This window comes from Microbacterium longlingense (assembly GCF_058349825.2).
The window spans coordinates 21,318-40,872 of the sequence record NZ_JBYRJA020000013.1 but is presented as its reverse complement, the minus strand read 5'-3'; the positions used below and the strand labels follow the sequence as shown (position 1 = coordinate 40,872).

Annotated in this window: 19 protein-coding genes and 1 tRNA gene; 14 read left to right on the top strand and 6 right to left on the bottom strand. The window is 68.0% G+C overall.

All coding sequences use genetic code 11. The annotated features are described in order from the left end of the window. Positions 1–32: 32 nt before the first annotated feature. Both AC3RXY_RS14875 and AC3RXY_RS14870 read left to right on the top strand, forming a co-directional pair. Positions 33–115, top strand: a tRNA-Leu gene (locus AC3RXY_RS14875). Between the two features lie 186 nt (positions 116–301). Continuing rightward, positions 302–922 carry an ANTAR domain-containing response regulator gene (locus tag AC3RXY_RS14870; protein ID WP_491511694.1) on the top strand — a complete coding sequence of 207 codons (621 nt, stop codon included), beginning with the start codon at positions 302–304 and terminating at the stop codon, positions 920–922. Between the two features lie 31 nt (positions 923–953). Here the strand turns inward: AC3RXY_RS14870 and AC3RXY_RS14865 are convergent, their stop codons facing one another. Further along, entirely contained in the window at positions 954–1,304 is a 351-nt protein-coding gene (locus AC3RXY_RS14865) for a hotdog fold thioesterase (RefSeq protein WP_491511728.1), read from the bottom strand. A gap of 132 nt (positions 1,305–1,436) precedes the next feature. On the opposite strand from AC3RXY_RS14865, the gene polA reads away from it, so the two are divergent. After that, the gene (gene polA, locus AC3RXY_RS14860; protein WP_491511693.1) at positions 1,437–4,085 is read left to right on the top strand and encodes a DNA polymerase I; all 2,649 of its coding nucleotides are present in this window, start codon (positions 1,437–1,439) and stop codon (positions 4,083–4,085) included. A gap of 69 nt (positions 4,086–4,154) precedes the next feature. Here polA and AC3RXY_RS14855 read toward each other — a convergent pair whose 3' ends face one another. After that, complete coding sequence (locus AC3RXY_RS14855) at positions 4,155–4,343, bottom strand: hypothetical protein (RefSeq protein WP_491511692.1); 189 nt, start codon at positions 4,341–4,343, stop codon at positions 4,155–4,157. Positions 4,344–4,385: 42 nt separating this feature from the next. Between AC3RXY_RS14855 and AC3RXY_RS14850 the strand changes: the two genes are divergently transcribed. Genes AC3RXY_RS14850 through AC3RXY_RS14835 form a run of 4 tightly spaced genes read left to right on the top strand, consistent with a single transcriptional unit; the run spans position 4,386 to position 8,820 of the window. Then, a complete protein-coding gene (locus AC3RXY_RS14850; RefSeq protein ID WP_491511691.1) occupies positions 4,386–6,083 on the top strand; it encodes a DUF885 domain-containing protein in 1,698 nt (565 codons plus the stop codon). Then, positions 6,080–7,471: an MFS transporter gene (locus AC3RXY_RS14845; RefSeq protein WP_491511690.1), complete on the top strand. Its 1,392-nt coding sequence runs from the start codon at positions 6,080–6,082 to the stop codon at positions 7,469–7,471. Before AC3RXY_RS14850 ends, AC3RXY_RS14845 begins: the two co-directional genes overlap by 4 nt. Beyond that, a complete protein-coding gene (gene yczE / locus AC3RXY_RS14840; protein ID WP_491511689.1) occupies positions 7,461–8,117 on the top strand; it encodes a membrane protein YczE in 657 nt (218 codons plus the stop codon). The genes AC3RXY_RS14845 and yczE overlap by 11 nt, the downstream gene beginning before the upstream one ends. Next, positions 8,110–8,820: a formylglycine-generating enzyme family protein gene (locus AC3RXY_RS14835; RefSeq protein WP_491511688.1), complete on the top strand. Its 711-nt coding sequence runs from the start codon at positions 8,110–8,112 to the stop codon at positions 8,818–8,820. The genes yczE and AC3RXY_RS14835 overlap by 8 nt, the downstream gene beginning before the upstream one ends. Before the next feature lie 21 nt (positions 8,821–8,841). On the opposite strand, the gene AC3RXY_RS14830 is transcribed toward AC3RXY_RS14835, so the two are convergent. Together AC3RXY_RS14830 and AC3RXY_RS14825 are read right to left on the bottom strand one after the other, a co-directional pair. Further along, complete coding sequence (locus tag AC3RXY_RS14830; protein WP_491511687.1) at positions 8,842–9,849, bottom strand: arsenic resistance protein; 1,008 nt, start codon at positions 9,847–9,849, stop codon at positions 8,842–8,844. A gap of 26 nt (positions 9,850–9,875) precedes the next feature. Continuing rightward, complete coding sequence (locus tag AC3RXY_RS14825; RefSeq protein ID WP_491511686.1) at positions 9,876–10,514, bottom strand: LysE family translocator; 639 nt, start codon at positions 10,512–10,514, stop codon at positions 9,876–9,878. An 82-nt stretch (positions 10,515–10,596) separates the two neighbouring features. On the opposite strand from AC3RXY_RS14825, the gene AC3RXY_RS14820 reads away from it, so the two are divergent. The 4 genes from AC3RXY_RS14820 to AC3RXY_RS14805 all read left to right on the top strand — a co-directional run bounded on the left by AC3RXY_RS14820 (position 10,597) and on the right by AC3RXY_RS14805 (position 13,893). Beyond that, positions 10,597–11,562 carry a LysR family transcriptional regulator gene (locus AC3RXY_RS14820; RefSeq protein WP_491511685.1) on the top strand — a complete coding sequence of 322 codons (966 nt, stop codon included), beginning with the start codon at positions 10,597–10,599 and terminating at the stop codon, positions 11,560–11,562. A gap of 62 nt (positions 11,563–11,624) precedes the next feature. Beyond that, positions 11,625–12,542 carry an alpha/beta fold hydrolase gene (locus AC3RXY_RS14815; protein WP_491511684.1) on the top strand — a complete coding sequence of 306 codons (918 nt, stop codon included), beginning with the start codon at positions 11,625–11,627 and terminating at the stop codon, positions 12,540–12,542. A gap of 102 nt (positions 12,543–12,644) precedes the next feature. After that, on the top strand, positions 12,645–13,196 hold the full coding sequence (locus tag AC3RXY_RS14810) for a GNAT family N-acetyltransferase (protein ID WP_491511683.1): 552 nt from the start codon (positions 12,645–12,647) through the stop codon (positions 13,194–13,196). 175 nt (positions 13,197–13,371) lie between these two features. Next, positions 13,372–13,893 carry a P-loop NTPase family protein gene (locus tag AC3RXY_RS14805; RefSeq protein ID WP_491511682.1) on the top strand — a complete coding sequence of 174 codons (522 nt, stop codon included), beginning with the start codon at positions 13,372–13,374 and terminating at the stop codon, positions 13,891–13,893. 43 nt (positions 13,894–13,936) lie between these two features. On the opposite strand, the gene AC3RXY_RS14800 is transcribed toward AC3RXY_RS14805, so the two are convergent. After that, on the bottom strand, positions 13,937–15,196 hold the full coding sequence (locus AC3RXY_RS14800) for an MFS transporter (protein WP_491511727.1): 1,260 nt from the start codon (positions 15,194–15,196) through the stop codon (positions 13,937–13,939). A gap of 465 nt (positions 15,197–15,661) precedes the next feature. Further along, on the bottom strand, positions 15,662–16,204 hold the full coding sequence (locus AC3RXY_RS14795; RefSeq protein ID WP_498224825.1) for a barstar family protein: 543 nt from the start codon (positions 16,202–16,204) through the stop codon (positions 15,662–15,664). 316 nt (positions 16,205–16,520) lie between these two features. Between AC3RXY_RS14795 and AC3RXY_RS14790 the strand changes: the two genes are divergently transcribed. The 3 genes from AC3RXY_RS14790 to AC3RXY_RS14780 all read left to right on the top strand — a co-directional run bounded on the left by AC3RXY_RS14790 (position 16,521) and on the right by AC3RXY_RS14780 (position 19,513). Then, on the top strand, positions 16,521–17,240 hold the full coding sequence (locus tag AC3RXY_RS14790) for a tyrosine-protein phosphatase (protein ID WP_491511680.1): 720 nt from the start codon (positions 16,521–16,523) through the stop codon (positions 17,238–17,240). 172 nt (positions 17,241–17,412) lie between these two features. Beyond that, complete coding sequence (locus AC3RXY_RS14785; protein WP_491511679.1) at positions 17,413–18,570, top strand: NAD-dependent formate dehydrogenase; 1,158 nt, start codon at positions 17,413–17,415, stop codon at positions 18,568–18,570. A gap of 61 nt (positions 18,571–18,631) precedes the next feature. Further along, positions 18,632–19,513, top strand: a complete 882-nt coding sequence (locus AC3RXY_RS14780) for a LysR family transcriptional regulator (protein WP_491511678.1) — start codon at positions 18,632–18,634, stop codon at positions 19,511–19,513. Positions 19,514–19,555: the final 42 nt, after the last annotated feature.

Here is a 19,555-nt window from a genome sequence, read left to right as displayed (position 1 = left end):
GTTCTCCCGGCGGTGCGGTAGTGTCGGTCCGGGCCGGTGTGGCGGAATGGCAGACGCGGGGCACTCAAAATGCTCTGTCCGTAAGGGCGTGTGGGTTCGAGTCCCACCACCGGCACCCTTTTCTTTCTCTGTTCGTGGGCTCTCTGGTGGGAGCAGGGCGCACATATGTGCATACCGCTCGCACAAGTTCGCGTTCCTCGGGCATATCAGGGCGATGACCGCGAGCCCGGCGCACATATGCGAGGGGCCAGCCCGACCATGTCGCGCGACCTACCGTCCGAGGCTCCCCTAGAATGGACGGGTGACCGAGGAAGACACTACTGAGCGCCCTACGGCATCCGCTCCGCGACGCGTCGTCGTCGCCGAGGATGAGTCGCTGATCCGCCTCGACATCGTCGAGATCCTCCGCGACAACGGATTCGACGTGGTCGGCGAGGCCGGTGACGGCGAGACCGCCGTCCAGCTGGCCACCGAGCTGCGCCCAGACCTCGTCGTCATGGACGTGAAGATGCCCCAGCTCGACGGCATCAGCGCCGCTGAGCGGCTGCACAAGGGCAACATCGCCCCGGTGGTGCTGCTCACCGCGTTCAGCCAGAAGGAGCTCGTGGAGCGGGCAAGCGAAGCCGGCGCCCTCGCCTACGTCGTGAAGCCCTTCACCCCCAACGACCTGCTTCCGGCGATCGAGATCGCCCTCGCGCGGCACGAGCAGATCATCACGCTCGAGGCCGAGGTCTCCGACATGGTCGAGCGCTTCGAGACCCGCAAGCTCGTCGATCGCGCCAAGGGCCTGCTCAACGAGAAGATGGGGCTGACGGAGCCCGAGGCCTTCCGCTGGATCCAGAAGGCCTCGATGGACCGGCGCCTGACGATGCAGGACGTCGCCAAGGCGATCATCGAGCAGCTGGCCCCGAAGAAGTCCTGAGCGCGGGGGATCGCCCCCCGCGCCGGCCGGCTCAGCCTGGCATGTCCTTGAGCATGTTCGTGATCCGGACGGTGGAGCAGCGCCGACCCTCGTCGTCGCTGATCGCGATCTCGTGCACGGTGATGCTGCGGCCCAGGTGGATCGGGGTGCACACGCCCGTGACGAAGCCTGATCGGGCGGAACGCGTGTGGGTGGCGTTGATGTCGACCCCGACGGCGAGCTTGCCGGCACCCGCGTAGAAGTTCGCCGACATCGATCCCAGCGATTCGCCGAGCACGACGTACGCGCCGCCGTGGACGATGCCGACCGGCTGGGTGTTGCCCTCGACGGGCATCCGGGCCACCGCACGCTCGATCGACATCTCCGTCAGGACGATGCCCATCCGCTCTGCCAGGACGCCGAGGCCGCGTTGGGCGATCCATTCCAGGCCGAGTTCGGTGGTATCCGGGCTCACAGGGTCGATGCTCACGCTGTCTCCTCGCTGAGTGTCCGTCGGCGTCGTTAGGCTGGCAGGGTGACGGACTCCGAAAAGCCTACCCTCATGGTCGTCGACGGGCATTCGCTCGCCTTCCGCGCCTTCTTCGCCCTGCCGGTGGAGAACTTCACCACGAAGGACGCTCAGCACACCAACGCCATCTACGGCTTCCTGTCGATGCTGGTGAACCTCATCAAGGCGGAGCGTCCGACGCACCTGGCGGTGGCTTTCGACACCTCACGGGCGTCGTTCCGCACCCGCGAGTACCCCGACTACAAGGGCACCCGCGCCGAGACGCCCGCGGAGTTCGCCGGGCAGATCCCCCTGCTCCAGGAGTGCCTCGCCGCGATGTCCATCCCCGTCCTCACCAAGGAGGACTTCGAGGCCGATGACATCCTCGCGACGCTGGCGACGCAGGGCGCGGAGCAGGGATATCACGTGCTCGTCGTCTCAGGAGACCGCGACACCATCCAGCTCGTCACCGACGACGTCACCCTGCTCTATCCGTCGGTGCAGGGCGTCTCCCAGCTCAAGCGCTACGACCCCGCGGCGGTGGTCGAGCGCTATGGCATTGTTCCGGGCCAGTATCCGGATGTCGCCGCGCTCGTGGGCGAGACCAGCGACAACCTCCCCGGGGTGCCGAAGGTCGGCGAGAAGACCGCGGTGAAGTGGCTGACGCAGTTCGGCACCCTCGATGAGCTGCTCGAGCGTGCAGCCGAGATCAAGGGCGTGGTGGGCGGCAACCTGCGCGAGCACCTCGACGACGTCCGGCGAAACCGCCGGCTCAACCACCTGCTGCGTGACGTGGAGCTTCCGCTGCAGCCGGACGACCTCGCGGTGACCCCGGTGGACGCGGCCGCCCTGCGCGAGATCTTCGCCCGGTTGGAGTTCCGCACGCTGCTGCCGCGTGTCTTCGACGCGATGGCGGTCGTCGACGACGAGGGCGAGAGCGTCGGGGCCACGGCCGTGCCGGAGGCTCGGGAGCTCTCCCCGGCGGAGATCGCCGCCTGGGTCACGGCCAACGCAGACGCAGAGATCGGTGTGACGCTGGTCATCAGCGATGCCGTCCCCACCCGCATCGGCCTCGCGATCGCGGGGGAGGACGTCGCCGAGGCGGTCGAGGGTGCGTGGAGCCCCGAGACGGCGGCCCTCCTCGGGGACTGGCTCGCATCGGAGCGCCCCAAGGTCTTCCATGACGCCAAGCCGCAGGTGAAGGCCCTGCGGGAGGCGGGGATCTCGCTCGGCGGTCCGGCGTACGACACGCTGATCGCGGGCTGGCTCATCCGCCCCAGCCTGCCGGACAAGACCCTCGCCGACCTCGTCGACCGATACCTCGGCGAGAAGCTCCCCGAGGCGGATCCGACCCAGCTGGTGCCGGAACACGATGGTGCGACCCCGGGGCAGCTCGCCTGGTTCACCGCGCGCACGGCGACGGCCCTCCGCGAGGAGATGGCTGAGCCGGTGGCCGAGGTGCTGTCGGATATCGAGCTGCCGACTCTCCTCGCTCTCGCTGAGATGGAGCGGGCCGGCGTGGCGGTCTCGCATGAGAAGCTCTCCTCGTTCTCCGCGGAGCTCGGTGCCCGCGCGGCAGACATCGCAGAGCGCGCGTATGCCGAGATCGGCCGCGAGGTGAATCTCGGCTCGCCCAAGCAGCTGCAGGAGGTGCTGTTCGAGGATCTGGGGCTGCCCAAGACGCGAAAGACGAAAACCGGTTACTCCACCGACGCGGCGGTGCTGGCCGATCTGCAGGAGACCAACCCCCACCCGTTCCTCGACCTCCTCCTCGAACACCGGGAGGCGACGAAGCTGCGCCAGATCATCGAGAGCCTCGATGGGGCGATCCGGGCCGACGGGCGGATCCACACCACCTATGTGCAGACCGGCAGCCAGACCGGCCGTCTGTCCAGCACGGATCCCAACCTGCAGAACATCCCGGTGCGCACCGAGGAGTCCCGCCGCATCCGCGCGGCCTTCGAGGTCGGCGACGGCTACGAGACGCTGCTGACCGCAGACTACTCGCAGATCGAGATGCGGATCATGGCGCATCTGTCCGGCGACTCCGGGTTGATCGAGGCGTTCCGGTCTGGCGAAGACCTGCACCGTTTCGTCGGCGCACGGGTGTTCGGCGTGGAGCCGGCCGATGTCACGCCCGAGATGCGCACCAAGGTGAAGGCGATGTCGTATGGCCTGGTGTACGGACTGTCGGCGTTCGGGCTGTCAAAGCAGCTGCGGATCGAGCAGGCCGAGGCCAAGCAGCTCATGTTGGAGTACTTCGCACGCTTCGGCGCGGTGCGAGACTACCTGCGCGCCTCGGTCATGAAGGCGAAGGAGATCGGGTACACCGAGACGATCTTCGGACGTCGCCGTCCGTTCCCCGACCTCAACAGCCCGAACCGCGTGCTGCGCGAGAACGCCGAGCGTGCTGCGCTGAACGCGCCGATCCAGGGCAGCGCCGCCGACATCATGAAGATCGCCCTGTTCCGCATCCAGGCAGACCTGGCGGAGCGTGGTCTGCGCTCGCGTGTGCTGCTGCAGATCCATGACGAGCTCGTGGTCGAGATCGCCCCGGGCGAATGGGACGAGACCGAGCAGATCGTACGCGAGCGGATGGCCGGCGCCGCCGAGCTCGAGGTGCCCCTCGACGTGCAGATCGGTCGGGGCGCCGACTGGAACGAGGCGGCGCACTGATCGGGGTCCGGCACAGCGCCGTGACGGCCGCTGTCCGCCCATCGATCGCCGGTCGAGTGTCGCGGAGCGTCAGCGCGACTCGACCTTCTCCACCGGCGGCCACACCACCAGCAGGAACGCCGCGATCGGACCGGTGACCAGCGTCAGGAGAAACCAGACCCACGCCGATCTGTTGCGGGTGCGCGCATGCCCTCCCGCGAGGATCGCCGCGGTGATCCAGAGGGCGGAGACGGCGGAAGTCAGCCCGGGGTCGCTCATGTCGCCAGGCTAACCCGATCGTGCGGGGATAGGCTCATCCGCATGAGTTCTGAGCAGAATCCTGTCGTCCGCACCCCCTCGGACATCGATCGCGTCGCCGAGGAATGGGTGGACATCCTCGCCGACCTTCAGCCGACACTTGCGACGTACATCGGCCGCCCGGAGGGGCAGGACCGCTATGCCGACCTGAGCCCGGAGGGTGCGGAGGAAGGGGCGCGCCGGACCCGTGAGACCCTCGCGAAGCTCAACGCACTGACCCCCGTGGACGCCGTCGACGAGGTGACCAAGGCCGATCTCGGTGCCGAGCTCGGCCTGGCCCTCGAACTGCACGACGCCCGCTGGCATCTGCGGGACATCAACGTGATCGCCTCCGCGGCGCAGGACGTGCGTGCCGTCTTCGACCTCATGCCGACGGCGACGGCCGATGACTGGGCGGTGATCGCTGCCCGGATGAGCGCCATCCCGACCGCGCTGGACGGCTACATCGCCACGCTCCGCCAGGGCGTGGCAGAAGGGGTCGTGCCCGCACGCCGCCAGGTCGTCGAGGTCGCTGACCAGATCGTGCGGTATACGGCGGATCAGGGTTTCTTCGCCGACTTCGTCGCCAACGCCGCACCTGAGAACGGGCAGCTGCCCGCGTCGGTCGCCCGTTCGCTCGAGGAGGCCTCCTCCACCGCCCGCGTGGCCTACGACCGTCTCCGCTCGTTCCTCATCGGCGAGCTGGCTCCGGCCGCTCGCGATGAGGACGGTGTCGGGCGCGACCTGTATGCGTTGCATTCCCGTTCGTTCCTCGGCGCCACGATCGACCTGGACGAGACCTACGAGTGGGGTCGCGAAGAGCTGGCGCGTATGGTCGAGGAGCAGACGCGCATCGCGCAGGAGATCCTTCCCGGCGCGACGGTGGCAGAGGCGATCCGCCACCTCGAGCAGGACCCCAGCCGGAAGCTGCACGGCACCGCCGCGCTCCAGCAATGGATGCAGGAGACCAGCGATCGTGCGGTGGCCGAGCTGGGCGCGAGCCACTTCGACATCCCGGAGCCGATCCGCCGTCTGGAGTGCATGATCGCCCCGACGCAGGAGGGCGGCATCTACTACACCGGCCCGACCGACGATTTCTCCCGGCCCGGCCGGATGTGGTGGTCCGTTCCGGAAGGGGTGACGGAGTTCGACACGTGGCGCGAGCTCACCACGGTTTACCACGAGGGCATCCCCGGACACCACCTGCAGATCGGCCAGGCGGTGTACAACAGGGCGGAGCTGAATTCCTGGCGACGTCTGCTCGCCGGCACCTCCGGGCACAGCGAGGGCTGGGCTCTGTATGCCGAACGCCTTATGCAGGATCTCGGCTATCTCGACGATCCCGCCGACCGGCTGGGAATGCTCGACGGTCAGCGGATGCGCGCGGCCAGAGTGGTCCTCGACATCGGCGTGCATCTCGGGAAGCCGCGGCTTGAGGGCGAGGGCGTCTGGGACTTCGACACAGCGTTGCCGTTCCTGCGGCAGAACGTCAACATGTCCGACGAGTTCGTCCGCTTCGAGGTCAACCGCTATCTGGGGTGGCCCGGGCAGGCACCCTCGTACAAGGTCGGCCAGCGCATCTGGGAGCAGGTGCGCGACCAGTACCGTGCCGCCCGTGGCGATGCGTTCTCCACCAAGGAGTTCCATAAGCGGGCTCTCGACATCGGCGGGGTGGGGCTGGACACCCTGCGCGCCGCTCTGCTCGCGCAGCCGGCCCGATGAGCGACCCGGCATCCATCGCCTCCGGCGCGGGGGACGCAGGCGCGCGTGCGGCGGATCTGTCGCGGCGTCTGGACGACCTGCCTTTCACCCGCAAGCATCTGAAGGTGCTCACCGGCTCAGGCGTGGGCTGGGCGCTGGATGCGATGGATGTCGGCCTGATCTCGTTCATCATCGCGGCACTCGCGCAGCAGTGGCACCTCGACAAGGGAGAAACCGGTCTGATCGCGTCGATCGGCTTCCTCGGGATGGCGATCGGTGCGAGCGTCGGGGGCCTCCTGGCCGACCGGATCGGCCGCCGTCAGGTGTTCGCCCTGACGCTGCTGATCTATGGGGTCGCCACCGGCGCGAGCGCTCTCGTCGGCGGCATAGCGATGCTCCTGGTGTTGCGCTTCCTGGTGGGACTGGGGCTGGGGGCGGAGCTCCCGGTGGCCTCGACGTACGTGAGCGAGTTCGCCCCGGCGCGCATCCGTGGGCGCCTCATCGTGATCCTCGAGGCCTTCTGGGCTGTCGGCTGGACGGCGGCCGCTCTGATCGGCTACTTCGTCGTGCCGCTCTCCGACGACGGGTGGCGCTGGGCGTTCGCACTCGGCGCGATCCCGGCGGTTTATGCCCTGATCGTCCGGTGGGCGTTGCCGGAGTCCCCGCGGTGGCTCGCCGGTCGTGGCCGGATCGGCGAGGCCGAGCGGATCGTCGCAGATCTGGAAGCCGCCGCCGGGCGGCAGATCGTCGTTGATCCTGCGCCGGAGCGCTCACCCGCCGGCGCCGGCAGCGCTCCGGCACCGGGTGTCGGCGGCCGCCTGCGGGCGCTCTTCTCGGCAGAGTTCCGGGTGCGCACCGGCGCGCTCTGGATCGTCTGGTTGTGCGTGAACTTCGCGTACTACGGCGCTTTCATCTGGATCCCCAGCATCCTCGTCGACGCGGGCTTCGACCTCGTGCGCTCCTTCCAGTTCACCCTCATCATCACGCTGGCCCAGCTGCCGGGCTACGCGGTGGCGGCGTGGCTGATCGAGGTCTGGGGGCGCCGTCTGACGCTGTCGGTGTTCCTGGTGGGATCGGCCGTCGCCGCCCTCCTGTTCGGCACGGTCCACACGGAGGCCGCGATCCTCGCGTCCGGGATGGCGCTGTCCTTCTTCAACCTGGGCGCGTGGGGGGCTCTCTATGCCGTGACCCCCGAGCTCTATCCCACCTCCCTGCGCGGAACTGGCGCCGGCTGGGCCGCGGGCGTGGGGCGCATCGCGTCGATCATCGCTCCTCTCCTGGTGCCGCTGCTGCTGATCGCGGGGGGCGCGGGGCTCACCTTCGCCGTTTTCGCCGGCTTCTTCGGCGTGGCGGCGATCGCGGTGTGGGGTCTGGTCGACCGGCGTGGACAGGCGCTCGATGACCGATGACGAGCCCGCCGACGATGGCCCCCAGCCGCGTGCGAGCCTGACGCGGCGCGGCGTGCAGCTCGTCGTCGGGCTCGTCCTCTTCGGGATCGGCGTCGCCTTCCTGCTGCGCAGCTCCCTGGGTGCCGCTCCGTGGGATGTGTTGTCGCAGGGACTGATCCGTCACGTTCCAATGTCTTTCGGAACGATGACCGTGGTGCTGAGCGTCCTGATCCTGCTGCTCTGGATCCCGTTGCGCGAGCGCCCCGGCGTGGGGACGGTGCTCAACGCCGTGCTGATCGGGCCCGCCGCCGATGCCGCCCTCCTGGTCATTCCGGAGGACGTCCCGCTGTGGCTGCGTGTCGGCTATCTGCTGTTCGGGATCTGCGTGATCGGGCTCGCCAGCGGTCTCTACATCGGCGCGGGCTTCGGCCCGGGCCCGCGTGACGGGCTGATGACCGGCCTGCACCGGCGCACCGGCCGCCCGCTCTGGCTCGTGCGGACCCTGCTGGAGGTGTCGGTGGTGGCCGTCGGCTGGCTTCTGGGTGGCGTCGCCGGGGGAGGGACCATCGCGTTCGCGCTCCTCATCGGCCCGCTCTGCGATGTCTTCCTCCGGATGTTCGACACCCGCCAGCCCCGGGCCAGAACGCGTCGAGCGGCCGATGCCTGACATCGAGATGCGCCCGCTGCCCGCCGGTGAGGTGATCCTGAGCGATGTCCGCGGACAGCGCAGGAGAGCGGTGGCGCTGGAGGCGTTCGAGATCGGTGTGTTCCCGGTCACCGAGGAGGTGGTCGCCGAGTTGATCGGCGTACCCGCGGTTCATCCGCGGCGACCCGCGGTCGAGGTGAGCTGGCAGCGTGCCATCCGGTTGTGCAACGCGGCATCGGAGTGGGAAGGGCTGGACCCCGTCTACACCTTCGATGGCGAGGACGTCACGTGGCATATCGAGTCAGACGGCTTCCGCCTTCCCACCGATGCGGAGTGGGAGTACGCCTGCCGGGCGGGATCGTACGCCCCGACCTACGCGCCGATCACGGAGGCCGCGTGGACGCTCGCCGACGGTGTGGGTCACGCGCAACCCGTGGGGAGCCGGCTGCCGAATCTCTTCGGGCTGTTCGACATGCTCGGCAACGTCTGGGAGTGGTGCTGGGATCCGCGGGACCCCGCCGGTGGTCACGGGGAGCGTGTGATGCGCGGCGGCAGCTTCCGCGACGACACCGGGAGCGCCCGCGCCGCGGTGCGCGGCGGCGCGGGCGTACGCACGCCGTTTCCCGACGTCGGGCTGCGCTTCGCGCGCGGGGGCTTCGACACCGCCGCTGAGGCGCAGGGGTGGTCGGCGCTGGCCGATGCGTCCCGCGCCGTCGGCGGGTGATCTCCTGGCCGCTCAGCGGCCTCAGGGGCGGGCGGATCCCTGTTCCGGAACGGTGGATTCCGGCGGGTCGGGGAGGAGACGGGGAACGATCCGCACCAGGAGGACGAGCAGGATCAGCTCCACCAGTGTCTGCGTGACGATCGCGAGCGGGGCGATATCCCATTCGGGGGGCAGCGCGAGCGCAAGCGGGAGCACGACGAGGGAGTTGCGTGTGACGCCGCTGAACACCACCGCCCGTCGACCGGCGACATCGCGCCGGAGCACCCGACCGGCCAGGACCCCGACCGCCACCATCGCGACGGCGAAGAAGACGTAGACCGGCACGGCCGGAAGGAGCGCACCGAGCCGACGGCCGATCCCGGCGATCTGCGAGGCGACCACCATGGCCAGCACCACCATCATCAGCGGCACCATGGCGGCTGCGCCGGCACGGTCGACCATTGCTGCGGCCCGACCACGGACGAGGAGCTGCGTCACAACGGCCGCGACGAGCGGGAGCAGGACGATCAGCAGAAACGCGGAGACGAAGGGCCCCGGCTCGATGGTCGCGACGAGCTCCGGATCGGCGAACACCGAGAGATAGGCGGGCAGCAGGAACATCTGCCCGATCATGAGCAGCGGGGTGGCCGCCAGCAACCGCCCGCGGTCGCCGCCACCGAGTCCGGTGAACACGACGACATAGTCGACGCACGGTGTGAGCAGGACCATGAGCACGCCGATCAGCAGCGCGCGGTCGTGGGCGACGGTTCTGGAGAGCGCGAACGCCACCAGCGGTGCCGCGACGAAGTTCACCGCGAGCACGACAGTCAGGAAGCGAACATCACGGAATGCCCGGGTGACGTCTCGGAACGGCACGCCCAGGAACGTGACGTAGAGGAGCAGGGCGAGGGCCGGGTTCACCCCTGGCTCGAGACCGGAGGATGCTGCGGGGCCCATGAGTCCGACGCCTGCGCCCAGGGCGATCGCTCCGAGGTAGAGGACGACCTGATACCGCGCCATCCACACGATGGGGGAGCGTGGCACGGTCACGCGACCAGTCTCGCAGGCCAACGGTCTCAGATCCGCGTGATCGCCGAGATCAGCATGTGGGCGCCGAGAGCGAGCAGGACGGTTCCCGTGACCGCCTCGATCCCGTCCGCCACTCGCGGACGCGCGAGCCACCGGCCGGCGCGGTCGACGAGCAGCACGACCGTGACGAGGTACCCCCAGATCACTACGGCGACGGTGCCGCCCAGCACGAGGAACACATACCAGCCGTTCGCGCCGGGCGGTGTGAACTGCGGAAAGAGCGCGACGAAGAAGAGACCCGTCTTCGGATTGGTGATGCACGTGAGGAACCCCGCGAGGGCGGGCGGTGCGGTGGTCGTTCTGACAGGCCGTGCCGCCCCCGGGGAGAGATCGGCGGCGCGCCGCCGCCACAGGGCGACGATCGCGCGCACGCCGAGATGGACGAGGTAGATGCCACCCGCCAGCGACAGCGCGGTGAAGGCGATCGGCGACGAGCGCAACAGGGCGACGATTCCGAGCGCCGCCAGGCCGGCCCACGCGAACACCGTGAGCGAGCTCCCCGTCGCGGCGAGCAGGCCCTGCCGTCGCCCGAGCATGGCGTAGCGCAATGCGAGTGCCGTGTCCGGGCCGGGGGTGATCGCGAGCACGACGGCCAGACCGAGGAAGGCGGGGTAGTCACCGGTCACGCTATCATCGTCCGCCGTGCTCACCTCTTCGAACAAGCAGATGATTCCTGACAATCATTCGTCTCCGGCGTACAATTCAGGGATGTTGCATCCGCACCGTCTCGTGGTCCTTCGGGCGGTGCTGGCCGCGGGCTCGGTGAACGCGGCCGCCCGAAACCTCCGCTACGCGCCCGCGACGGTCAGCCAGCATCTCGCCGCCCTGGCGCGTGAGACGGGGCTCACGCTGTTCGAGCGAGACGGCAGGGGCATCGTGCCCACCGCGGCGGCGATCACTCTGTCCGAACGCGCAGAGCCGGTGCTCGACGATCTGGCGCGGCTGGACCGCACCGTCGATGATCTCCGCCACGGCAGCGTGGAGCACGTGGCGATCGCGTGCTTCTCTTCCGCGGCGCAGGCGTGGCTTCCTGCTCTGGTGGGGGAGCTGCGTACGAGACATCCGGGCATCCGGGTCGAGATCAGCCTCAACGAGCCGTTCGGCGGGAGGGGCCGGCACCAGCCGGACCTGCATATCCTCAGCGAGCCGGAGGCTGGGCCGGAATCCGCACTGGACGGGTACCACCGGCACCCGCTGTGCACCGAGGAGTTCTTCGCGGTGCTCCGGTCGGAGCACCCCCTCGCGTCACACACGGAGATCCCGCTGGTGGAGCTGCGCGATGAGGCCTGGGTCGATCACGACATCTACGACAGCCCGACCGGTCAGATCGTCGCGACCGCGACGCGTGCAGCGGGTTTCACGCCGCAGTGGGCGGCGCGCCTCGACGACCACCATGCAGCTCTCGCGCTGGTGGCAGCCGGCGTCGGAGTGACCTTGCTCCCCGGGCTGGCGCTGACCGGGATGCCCGCCGGTCTCCGGGCGGTGCCGGTGACGCGGCCGACGGTCACGCGCCGGATCGTCGCGCACACGACGATGCGCCCCCGACGCAACGCCCTCGTCGCCGAAGCGCTTGGCGCGCTGCACCGAGCCGTGGCGTCGAGCTCCGGTGCAATGCCGTCTCCTCCGGCCGTAGCAGCAGAACGCGGCGGTCATGCTGAGGACGGCGTGGCGTGACAGGCGATTCCACGACATCATCGTCCGGCATGCGCCGGGGAGGTGCGATCTAGGGTGTGAGTATGCGCATCGAAGCGGAGCGTCACGAGGTCCAGCTGCCGTGGGGCGCGGTTTCGTACCGGCAGTGGCGTCCGGCTGGCAGCGACGTCCCGCCCGTCGTCGTGCTGCTGCACGGAGGAGGGGTCGATGGCGCCGCGCTCTCCTGGGGGCAGACCGGGCCTGCGTTGGCCGCCGCAGGGTTCCGCGTGATCGCGCCGGACCACCCCGGGTACGGCGAGAGCGCGGCCGCCCCCTGGCCGGTCACGCAGGAGCGTCTGGTGGACTACGTACGGGAGCTGGTGGATGCTCTCGCGGTGGATCGATATGTGCTCGGCGGGCTGTCGCTCGGCGGCGGTATGGCGATCGGCCATGTTCTCGCGCATCCCGATCGGGTCGCCGGCGTGATGCTGCTCGGCAGCTATGGCCTGATGGATCGCCAGTTCACGGGGCCGCTTGCCGCCCCCGCGCACGTCCTCACCTGGGTGATGCTGCGCAGCGGCATGCTGGGGGCGATCAGCCGGGCCTATGCCCGTGACCCACGTCGGATGGCGAGCAGCATCCGCGGCATCGTTCGGAACCCCGCCCAGCGCACGCCCGAGCTGCTCGCGGAGGTGATGACGGCGGCGTCCCGCGACGACGCGTTCGCGTCGTTCGAGCAGTGGCAGCACGATCAGTTCCGCTGGAATCGGCTGCGAACCAACTACACATCCCGCCTCGGCGAACTCGGCGCGCCGACGCTGCTGATCCACGGCTCACGGGACTCCGGCGTGCCCGTGGCCCGCGCAGCGGCAGCGGGAGCGCTGCTGCCCGACGCACAGCTCGTCGTCGTCCCCGAGGCCGGACACTGGGTGCAGCGTGATCGTCCGGAGATCGTGCACCCGGCGATGATTGCCTTTCTGCGGACGGTGTCGGCGGGGGAGTGTCAGCCGCCGCTCGGATGAAGCAGGCACGAACGGTTCGCCCGGGTGTGTCCGCGTGTGAACGGACTCTGCCAGATCTCAGCAACGCTGACTAGGGTGACGACATGAGGACCGAGGAGTGACATGTTCTGGCCACAGGACGCCGTCTTCGAGACCGCGCGGCTCCGGCTGCGTCGTCAGCGGATCGACGACGCTCAGGTCTTCCACGCACTCTGGCGTGATCGCGACGAGCGCGTTCCGCCGCACCGGAGGCTCGATGGCGAGGGAAGGCCGGATGCGGCGGAGATCGCCGCACGCATCGAGCAGGAGGGCTGGGATTCGGCGCTTCTGACGGTGGAACGCAAGGCGGACGCGGACGTGATCGGGTATTGCGGGCTCGTGTTCCACGATCGTGGCGCCGAGGACGAACCCGAACTCGCTTTCGAGCTGCTGCGCGCGGTGCGGGGGCGCGGATACGCGACGGAGGCCGGGCGGGCGGTGGTCTCGCGCGCGGAGGAGCGCGGGTATCGACGCGTCTGGGCGACCGTGTGGGATTGGAACACCGCGTCGCTCCGCGTGCTGGCGAAGCTCGGGTTCCGCAGGACGGGCCGCGAAACGTCGCGGACGGCGTACGGACGCACCCTGCTGACGGTTCGCGAGGCGATCGGCGCTGAGTCTGTGATCCGCGGTCTCTGAAGGATCAGGGGTCGCTCGCGCGTCTGCGCGTGAGCAGCCAGAGCAGACGGATCAGGCAAGGCGCGACGCGTCGGCTCGCACAGTGCTCCGTCAGAGAGAGGAGCCCGAGCGGAGGAGTGAACACGGTATGCAAACGGCGGATGATCCCATCACGTGGCAGCCCGAGCGTGTCGCTGTGGCTGGCGTCAGCGGCGTCGGCAAGAGCACCCTGTGCCGACGCCTGGCCGGTTTCCTCCGCGCTCCGTACAGCGAGATCGACGCGCTGCAGCATGGCACCGCGTGGACACCGCGGGAGAGCTTCGTCGCGGATGTGACCCGGTTCATCGCGGGGCCGAGGTGGGTCATCGAGTGGCAGTACCGCGAAGTGCGGCCGCTCATCGCTGCTCGTGCTGACACGCTGCTGTGGCTGGACTATCCGATGCCGTTGCAGATGTCTCGCCTGATCCGCCGCACGGTGCGCCGCAGCGTACGGCGGGAAGAGTTATGGAACGGGAACATCGAACCGCCGCTGCATACGATCGTGCGCGATCACGATCACATCCTGCGGTGGGGCTGGCGCACACGCAACACGCTCAAGCCTGTCGTTCCGGCCCTCGAGGCGCGTTTCCCCGGTCTCACCGTGGTGCGGTTGCGTTGCCCTCGGGAAAGCGAGCGCTGGGTTGCCGCCCTCGCGTCCCGCCAGCGCGAACAACGATGAGCGCCGCCACCCCCGCGCGGCTGATTGTTCGCGGCGTTTCCCGCTACGCGGAGCGTTCGCCGTCTTGACGCGCCTCAACGGTCGCTGACGAGATATGGATCCCAGATCTGTCTGTCAGCTTCCTCACTGTTCCACTGACGTAGAGATAGAGCGAGATCGTGAGCTCTCCCACTCCGAGCGCAATCAAGAACACAGCGAGCCCTGTGGTCGGGTTCTGCTTGTTGACGACGTCGGCGAGCACGCCTCCGATCAAGAGCGCAATCGGACAAGGACCTTGGCCCAGCAAACGACGTGCGCCGAACACTTTGCCTTGATCGGCTTGAGCCGTCTGTTCTTGCCAGAGAGCCGTGAGCGGTGCGTTCGACGCTTGTATCCCGAATGACCGTATTGCTCCGGTAAGAGACCACAACACCGGGGAGCTAACGAGACCGAAGCCAATCCGGCCGGCTATCGCAGAGAGCGCGAGTCCCCCTGGTATTGCGTACTGGCGCGACAATCGCGCGCCGAGCGCGACGATCAGGGCAGATCCGAGTAACATCCCAAGGGCACTGGCCGAGTTATATGCACCCAGCGCGGACGTGCCACCTGCTGGGTTGAGCAAAATAAATGCCGAGACAGCTGCCACACCCAACCCGGTGAGCGCGTTGATGGCTGCGAAAGACATCTGGAGTCGGAAGAACGGGCGATCCGTGAAAATCAACCGGAGACCCTCGGTGGCTCCGCTGAAGGGTCGACGTCTGCCGTGCGCGGAAGCTGGAATCGGTTCGGAAGTCCATCGGGCAACGAGCGCAAGCGCGGCGGCCAACAGGTAGCTACAGATATCGACGATCAGTACGGTTGCGATCCCGAAGGTCGCGAATAACAACGTTCCCAGAACGGGCGCGAGCACGAGCGGTGAAGCATCGAGAAAGGAGATGATTCCATTGACTCTGGTCAAGTTCGTCTCAGCGCGCACATCACGCACGCTCGCCGAGATCGAGATCAATAGCATGCTGTCGATCGCCCCGGTCGCCGCGACGACGACAAGAATCGCCGGAAGCCACGCGACGCCCAACGCCGTGCAGAGCAATAGCAGCCCCGCGCACGCGGCAAGCAGTAGATCAGCGACGATGATCAGCTTCTTACGTGAAGCTCGATCTGCCAACTGACCGAGAAAAGGCGAGAGATATATACCCATCGCTGATTTGATCGCGGCAACGGTCGCCAGCATTGTTGCGCTACCGGTCTCCGAGAAGACCCATACGCTCAAAGCGATACCTGCCACACCGGACATCAGGAGAGATATGGATTGCCCTCCCCACACGAGAGGGAACGCCAACTTCTCCCTATACGTCTTACTCAAGGATGGGGATCGCCTTCATGTGTCGAGAGACTTCCTCAGCAGGCTCCGTCGATCCTTGTTCTGCGGCTTGACTGAGACGGCCCACGAACAACGCGCCGTTCCCCACCCGAGCACTGCACGAAGACAGCGGCCGCGTGAGTGGCTCGGTCCCGTTCCCGGGCTCGGTTACATCTGACGCTCGTAGATAGCCACGTGAGCGGAATTCGTAGAGAGGGGAGTGGATCGCATTCAGTGATGAAGATGTCCTCGGTGAGTAGGCGGTCGTTCACGTATTGCTGCACAGAATGGCGGGAGGTGCGCTCCACCCTAATGCATGATCAGGGGCTATCAGGGAGGGTCAGCGCGGGCATGTGCCAGAGGGTCAATGGACCCGAAATCAGGCGGTCGTCACCAGAGCAGGCCGTTTCGGCGGGAAACGGCCGGTTCTCACGTCATCTGCCTGTTTTGGCGGGGAGTCTCGGAGTCGCGCCACTCAACGGGATTCCATGCCACATCGCGCCCTCCGAGGGGAGCGAACCGGGCCTTCGGGTCATTTGTCTGGACGAGGCAGAGGAGACGATTCCCCAGAAGGGCCGCCGTCCGACCGGCGCCATCGATGATGTCGAGAACCTGGTGGGCATCGTTCGGGTCCGCATTCTGGAAAGCGTCGAAGTGCTCCAAGACCAGGACAAGACCGATGTCACTGGCGTCCCACCCGTACGCGATGCCAGCGACGTCGGACAGGCAGTCGTTCAAGGCATCCAGGTTGCGACCGTAGTAGTCGGGGAAATCGAGACTGCCGGCGAAGTCATCATGCAGGCGATCACGGTCTGCCCAGCCCGCCGCATCCATTCGGACGATCCGGTAGCCGTTGTCGCTCAGCCAGTCGATGACCTCGGAGAGCACGGCTGGCCGATGAAAGAGCGAGCAGATTCCGTTCTGAACCAGCTGCCAGTCGATTCCCGTGCTATCCGCTTTCCACACAGCCACCTTCGGAGACTAAGCGACAGGAGAGGAACAACGCCCGCGGCGCGCCTGGCGACGGCGGGTGCAGCACGCTCGCTTGCACGCGATCGGAGGCTGCTCGTGACGCGCACGTCAGGCATGCACGTTGGCGCGCCACAGCAGGGGACACATAGATCGTCACTGATCTGCCACCTGCGACTGGACGTCGTTACAAGCTGACATAATGTGCATTATCGGTCTTCTCTGAGAGGGCCTGGCGCTGGCCCATCTCCACGCAACCACGACCGTGGGCTCTGATCTCCTCGCGGCGCATCGGCGCCCGGCGTGACAGCATGAACTCATGCCGGGCGCTCTCATCGTCGACGGACTTGCCAACGTGCGTGACCTGGGCGGCCGAGCACGCACCGACGGATCCGTCACGCCCTCGGGCGTCTTCGTCCGCGCCGAGACTCTCGACAGCGTGACGCCACAGGGGTGGGAACAGCTGCGGGGTCATGGCGTGCGTACCGTGATCGACCTGCGGAGGCCGCGAGAGCGTTCGGGCGATCTTGGCTCCGGAATGCGCCGCATTGAGATCGACCTGGACGGTGACGATGCGGTCTTCTGGAAGCCGCGAGAGCAGGACGGCACCTGGGGAACTCCGCTCTACTATCCGTCCCATCTCCGAGAGCTGCCTGAGCGGCTCGCGATGGCGCTGCGTGCGATCGCGGAGTCCGACGAGGGCGCTGTGCTGTTTCACTGCGGTGCGGGCTGGGATCGCACCGGTCTGGTCGCCGCCTTCCTGCTCCGCGCGGTCGGCGTGACAGAGGACGCGGCGGCGGCGGACTACCTCGCCTCTTTCGCGAACGCCGCCTCGATGGCCGCGCTTCACGGACGTTCCTTCGAGGCCGACGAGCGGCGGACCATCCTGGCACGGTTCGGACACACCCCCGAAACGGCGTTCCGCGAAACGTATCGGAGCCTCGACGTCGGAGCCTGGTTCGATCGAGCCGGCATCGATACGGAGACCCGTCGCGCGGTGGTCACCTGGCGGGGTCACGCTGGAGACGGCAGCCGCTGACGAGGCCCTCTCCCCCGATGTCCGCACATCCCCGATGTCCGCACATCTGCCGCACAGCGTGAACGACGCCGCCGAACGTGCATGCGGAACTGCCTGATGGACGGCGTTCGAGGCCGCGCCTAGCGTGGAATCAGGCGCGCACAAAGCGCCGGATAACAAAAGGAGAAGGTTCATGGCCAAGGTGCTGCTCGTCCTTTACCCCGATCCGGTCGACGGATTCCCGGAGACCTACGCCCGAGACACGATCCCCGAGCTGCACGGGTATCCGAACGGGCAGACGCTGCCCACGCCCGAGAGCATCGATTTCACTCCGGGTGAGCTCCTCGGCTCGGTCTCCGGCGAACTGGGGCTGCGCCGCTACCTGGAGGAGAACGGTCACGAGCTTGTCGTCACGAGCGACAAGGAAGGCCCGGACTCGGTCTTCGAGCACGAGCTGGTCGATGCCGACATCATCATCTCGCAGCCGTTCTGGCCGGCCTACCTCACCCCGGAGCGCATCGCGAAGGCCAAGAACCTCAAGCTCGCTGTCACCGCCGGCATCGGCAGCGACCACGTCGACCTGGCCTCCGCGATCGAGAACGGGATCACGGTGGCCGAGGTCACCTACTCCAACAGCATCGCCGTCGCCGAGCACACCGTGATGCAGGTCCTGGCTCTCGTACGCGACTTCGTGCGACAGCACGACATCGCGCGGGACGGCGGCTGGAACATCGCCGACGCCGTGCAGCGTTCATATGACCTCGAAGGCATGGACGTCGGCGTGTTCGCGGCCGGTCGCATCGGCCAGGCCGTGATCGAGCGACTCGCTCCCTTCGGCGTCCACCTCTCCTACACCGACCGCCACCGGCTGCCCGCCGAGATCGAGGAGAAGTACAACCTCACGTACTACGAGAACATCGAGGATCTCGTCAAGAACGTCGACATCCTGACCGTCCATGCTCCGCTGACAGAGGAGACCCAGGGCCTGCTCAACGACGAACTGCTCGGCTCGATGCGCCGCGGCTCCTACATCGTCAACCCGGCCCGCGGTGCGATCGCCGACCGCGACGCCATCGTCCGGGCGCTGGAGAGCGGGCAGCTCGCCGGGTACGCCGGCGACGTCTGGTTCCCCCAGCCGGCACCCGCTGACCACCCGTGGCGGACCATGCCGAACAACGCGATGACGACCCACACGTCCGGCACGTCACTGCCCTCGCAGGCGAAGTACGCTGCGGGCACGCGGGAGATCCTGGAAGACTACTTCGCCGGGCGTCCGATCCGCCCCGAGTACATCATCGTCGAGGGCGGCGACTACGCCGGAACCGGCGCCCACTCCTACGCGAAGAAGTGATCGCGAGCCACTAGGGTGATCGGGACGACGCCCCGGCGTCGTCCCGATCCGGAGGACACGGATGCTGCTCACCCAGCTGGAGTATTTCCTCGCGCTCGCGCGCGAGGAGCACTTCGGGCGCGCCGCGGAGGCCACTTACGTCTCGCCGTCGACGCTGTCGGAGGCGGTTCGAAAGCTGGAGACCGAGCTCGGCGTTCCCCTGGTGCGCCGGGACCGCAGCTATCAGGGGCTCACCCCGGAAGGCGAGATCGTCCTGCAGTGGGCGCGGCGGATGGTCGCGGATCATCGGGCGCTGAACGACGAGCTCGGCGCGGCACGGAACCGCCTCGCCGCACGCGCCCGGTTCGGCGTCATCCCGAGCGGCATCACCGCGGCTTCTCGCATCGTGACAGCGCTGGACGCACGGCACCCGCTCGTCACCTCGTCACTCGCGACCGGGCTGACATCCGAGGAGATCGTGGCGCAGGTGCGAGCCTACGAGCTCGACGCCGGGATCATTCACCCGACCGCAGCCGACGGCCCCGATCTGCACCTGCTGCCCCTCCAGCCCGTGCGCACCGTCGTGGTGTGCGGGGACGATGTGTTCCCGGAGAGCACCGCAGCCGTCACCGGTGAGATGCTCGCCGCCGTGCCGGTCGCCCTGCTCGAACCCCATATGCGAGCCCGGCAGATCTTCGATCAGCGCATGCGCGAGGTCGGTCTGCGCGTCACTCCCCGCGTGGAGACCGATTCCGTCGAAGCGCTGCTGGCGCTCGTCGGCAGCGGGCCGTGGACAGCCGTCGTGCCGGAATCAGCGCTCTCGGCCGGCGCCAGCGCGGTGAACGGTATCCGCGTCCTGCCGCTGATCGATCCCGAGGTCCGCACCCCGCTCGCCCTCGTTCGCATCGCCGACGAACCCACCCCGCCTCTCGCGCGCGCGATCGACGCAGCAGCGCGCGCTTAGACTCCCTCCCCTGCACGCGGAATGCGCCCCCGAGGGGCGCAT

Bases quoted from the DNA above. Each gene is read 5' to 3' on its own strand.
- AC3RXY_RS14820 (WP_491511685.1), top strand. From the start codon at position 10,597: ATGTTGCATCCGCACCGTCTCGTGGTCCTTCGGGCGGTGCTGGCCGCG.
- AC3RXY_RS14850 (WP_491511691.1), top strand. From the start codon at position 4,386: ATGAGTTCTGAGCAGAATCCTGTCGTCCGCACCCCCTCGGACATCGAT.
- AC3RXY_RS14865 (WP_491511728.1), bottom strand. From the start codon at position 1,304: ATGGGCATCGTCCTGACGGAGATGTCGATCGAGCGTGCGGTGGCCCGG.
- AC3RXY_RS14815 (WP_491511684.1), top strand. From the start codon at position 11,625: ATGCGCATCGAAGCGGAGCGTCACGAGGTCCAGCTGCCGTGGGGCGCG.
- AC3RXY_RS14790 (WP_491511680.1), top strand. From the start codon at position 16,521: ATGCCGGGCGCTCTCATCGTCGACGGACTTGCCAACGTGCGTGACCTG.
- AC3RXY_RS14810 (WP_491511683.1), top strand. From the start codon at position 12,645: ATGTTCTGGCCACAGGACGCCGTCTTCGAGACCGCGCGGCTCCGGCTG.
- AC3RXY_RS14835 (WP_491511688.1), top strand. From the start codon at position 8,110: ATGCCTGACATCGAGATGCGCCCGCTGCCCGCCGGTGAGGTGATCCTG.
- AC3RXY_RS14780 (WP_491511678.1), top strand. From the start codon at position 18,632: ATGCTGCTCACCCAGCTGGAGTATTTCCTCGCGCTCGCGCGCGAGGAG.
- AC3RXY_RS14855 (WP_491511692.1), bottom strand. From the start codon at position 4,343: ATGAGCGACCCCGGGCTGACTTCCGCCGTCTCCGCCCTCTGGATCACC.
- AC3RXY_RS14845 (WP_491511690.1), top strand. From the start codon at position 6,080: ATGAGCGACCCGGCATCCATCGCCTCCGGCGCGGGGGACGCAGGCGCG.
- yczE (WP_491511689.1), top strand. From the start codon at position 7,461: ATGACCGATGACGAGCCCGCCGACGATGGCCCCCAGCCGCGTGCGAGC.
- AC3RXY_RS14785 (WP_491511679.1), top strand. From the start codon at position 17,413: ATGGCCAAGGTGCTGCTCGTCCTTTACCCCGATCCGGTCGACGGATTC.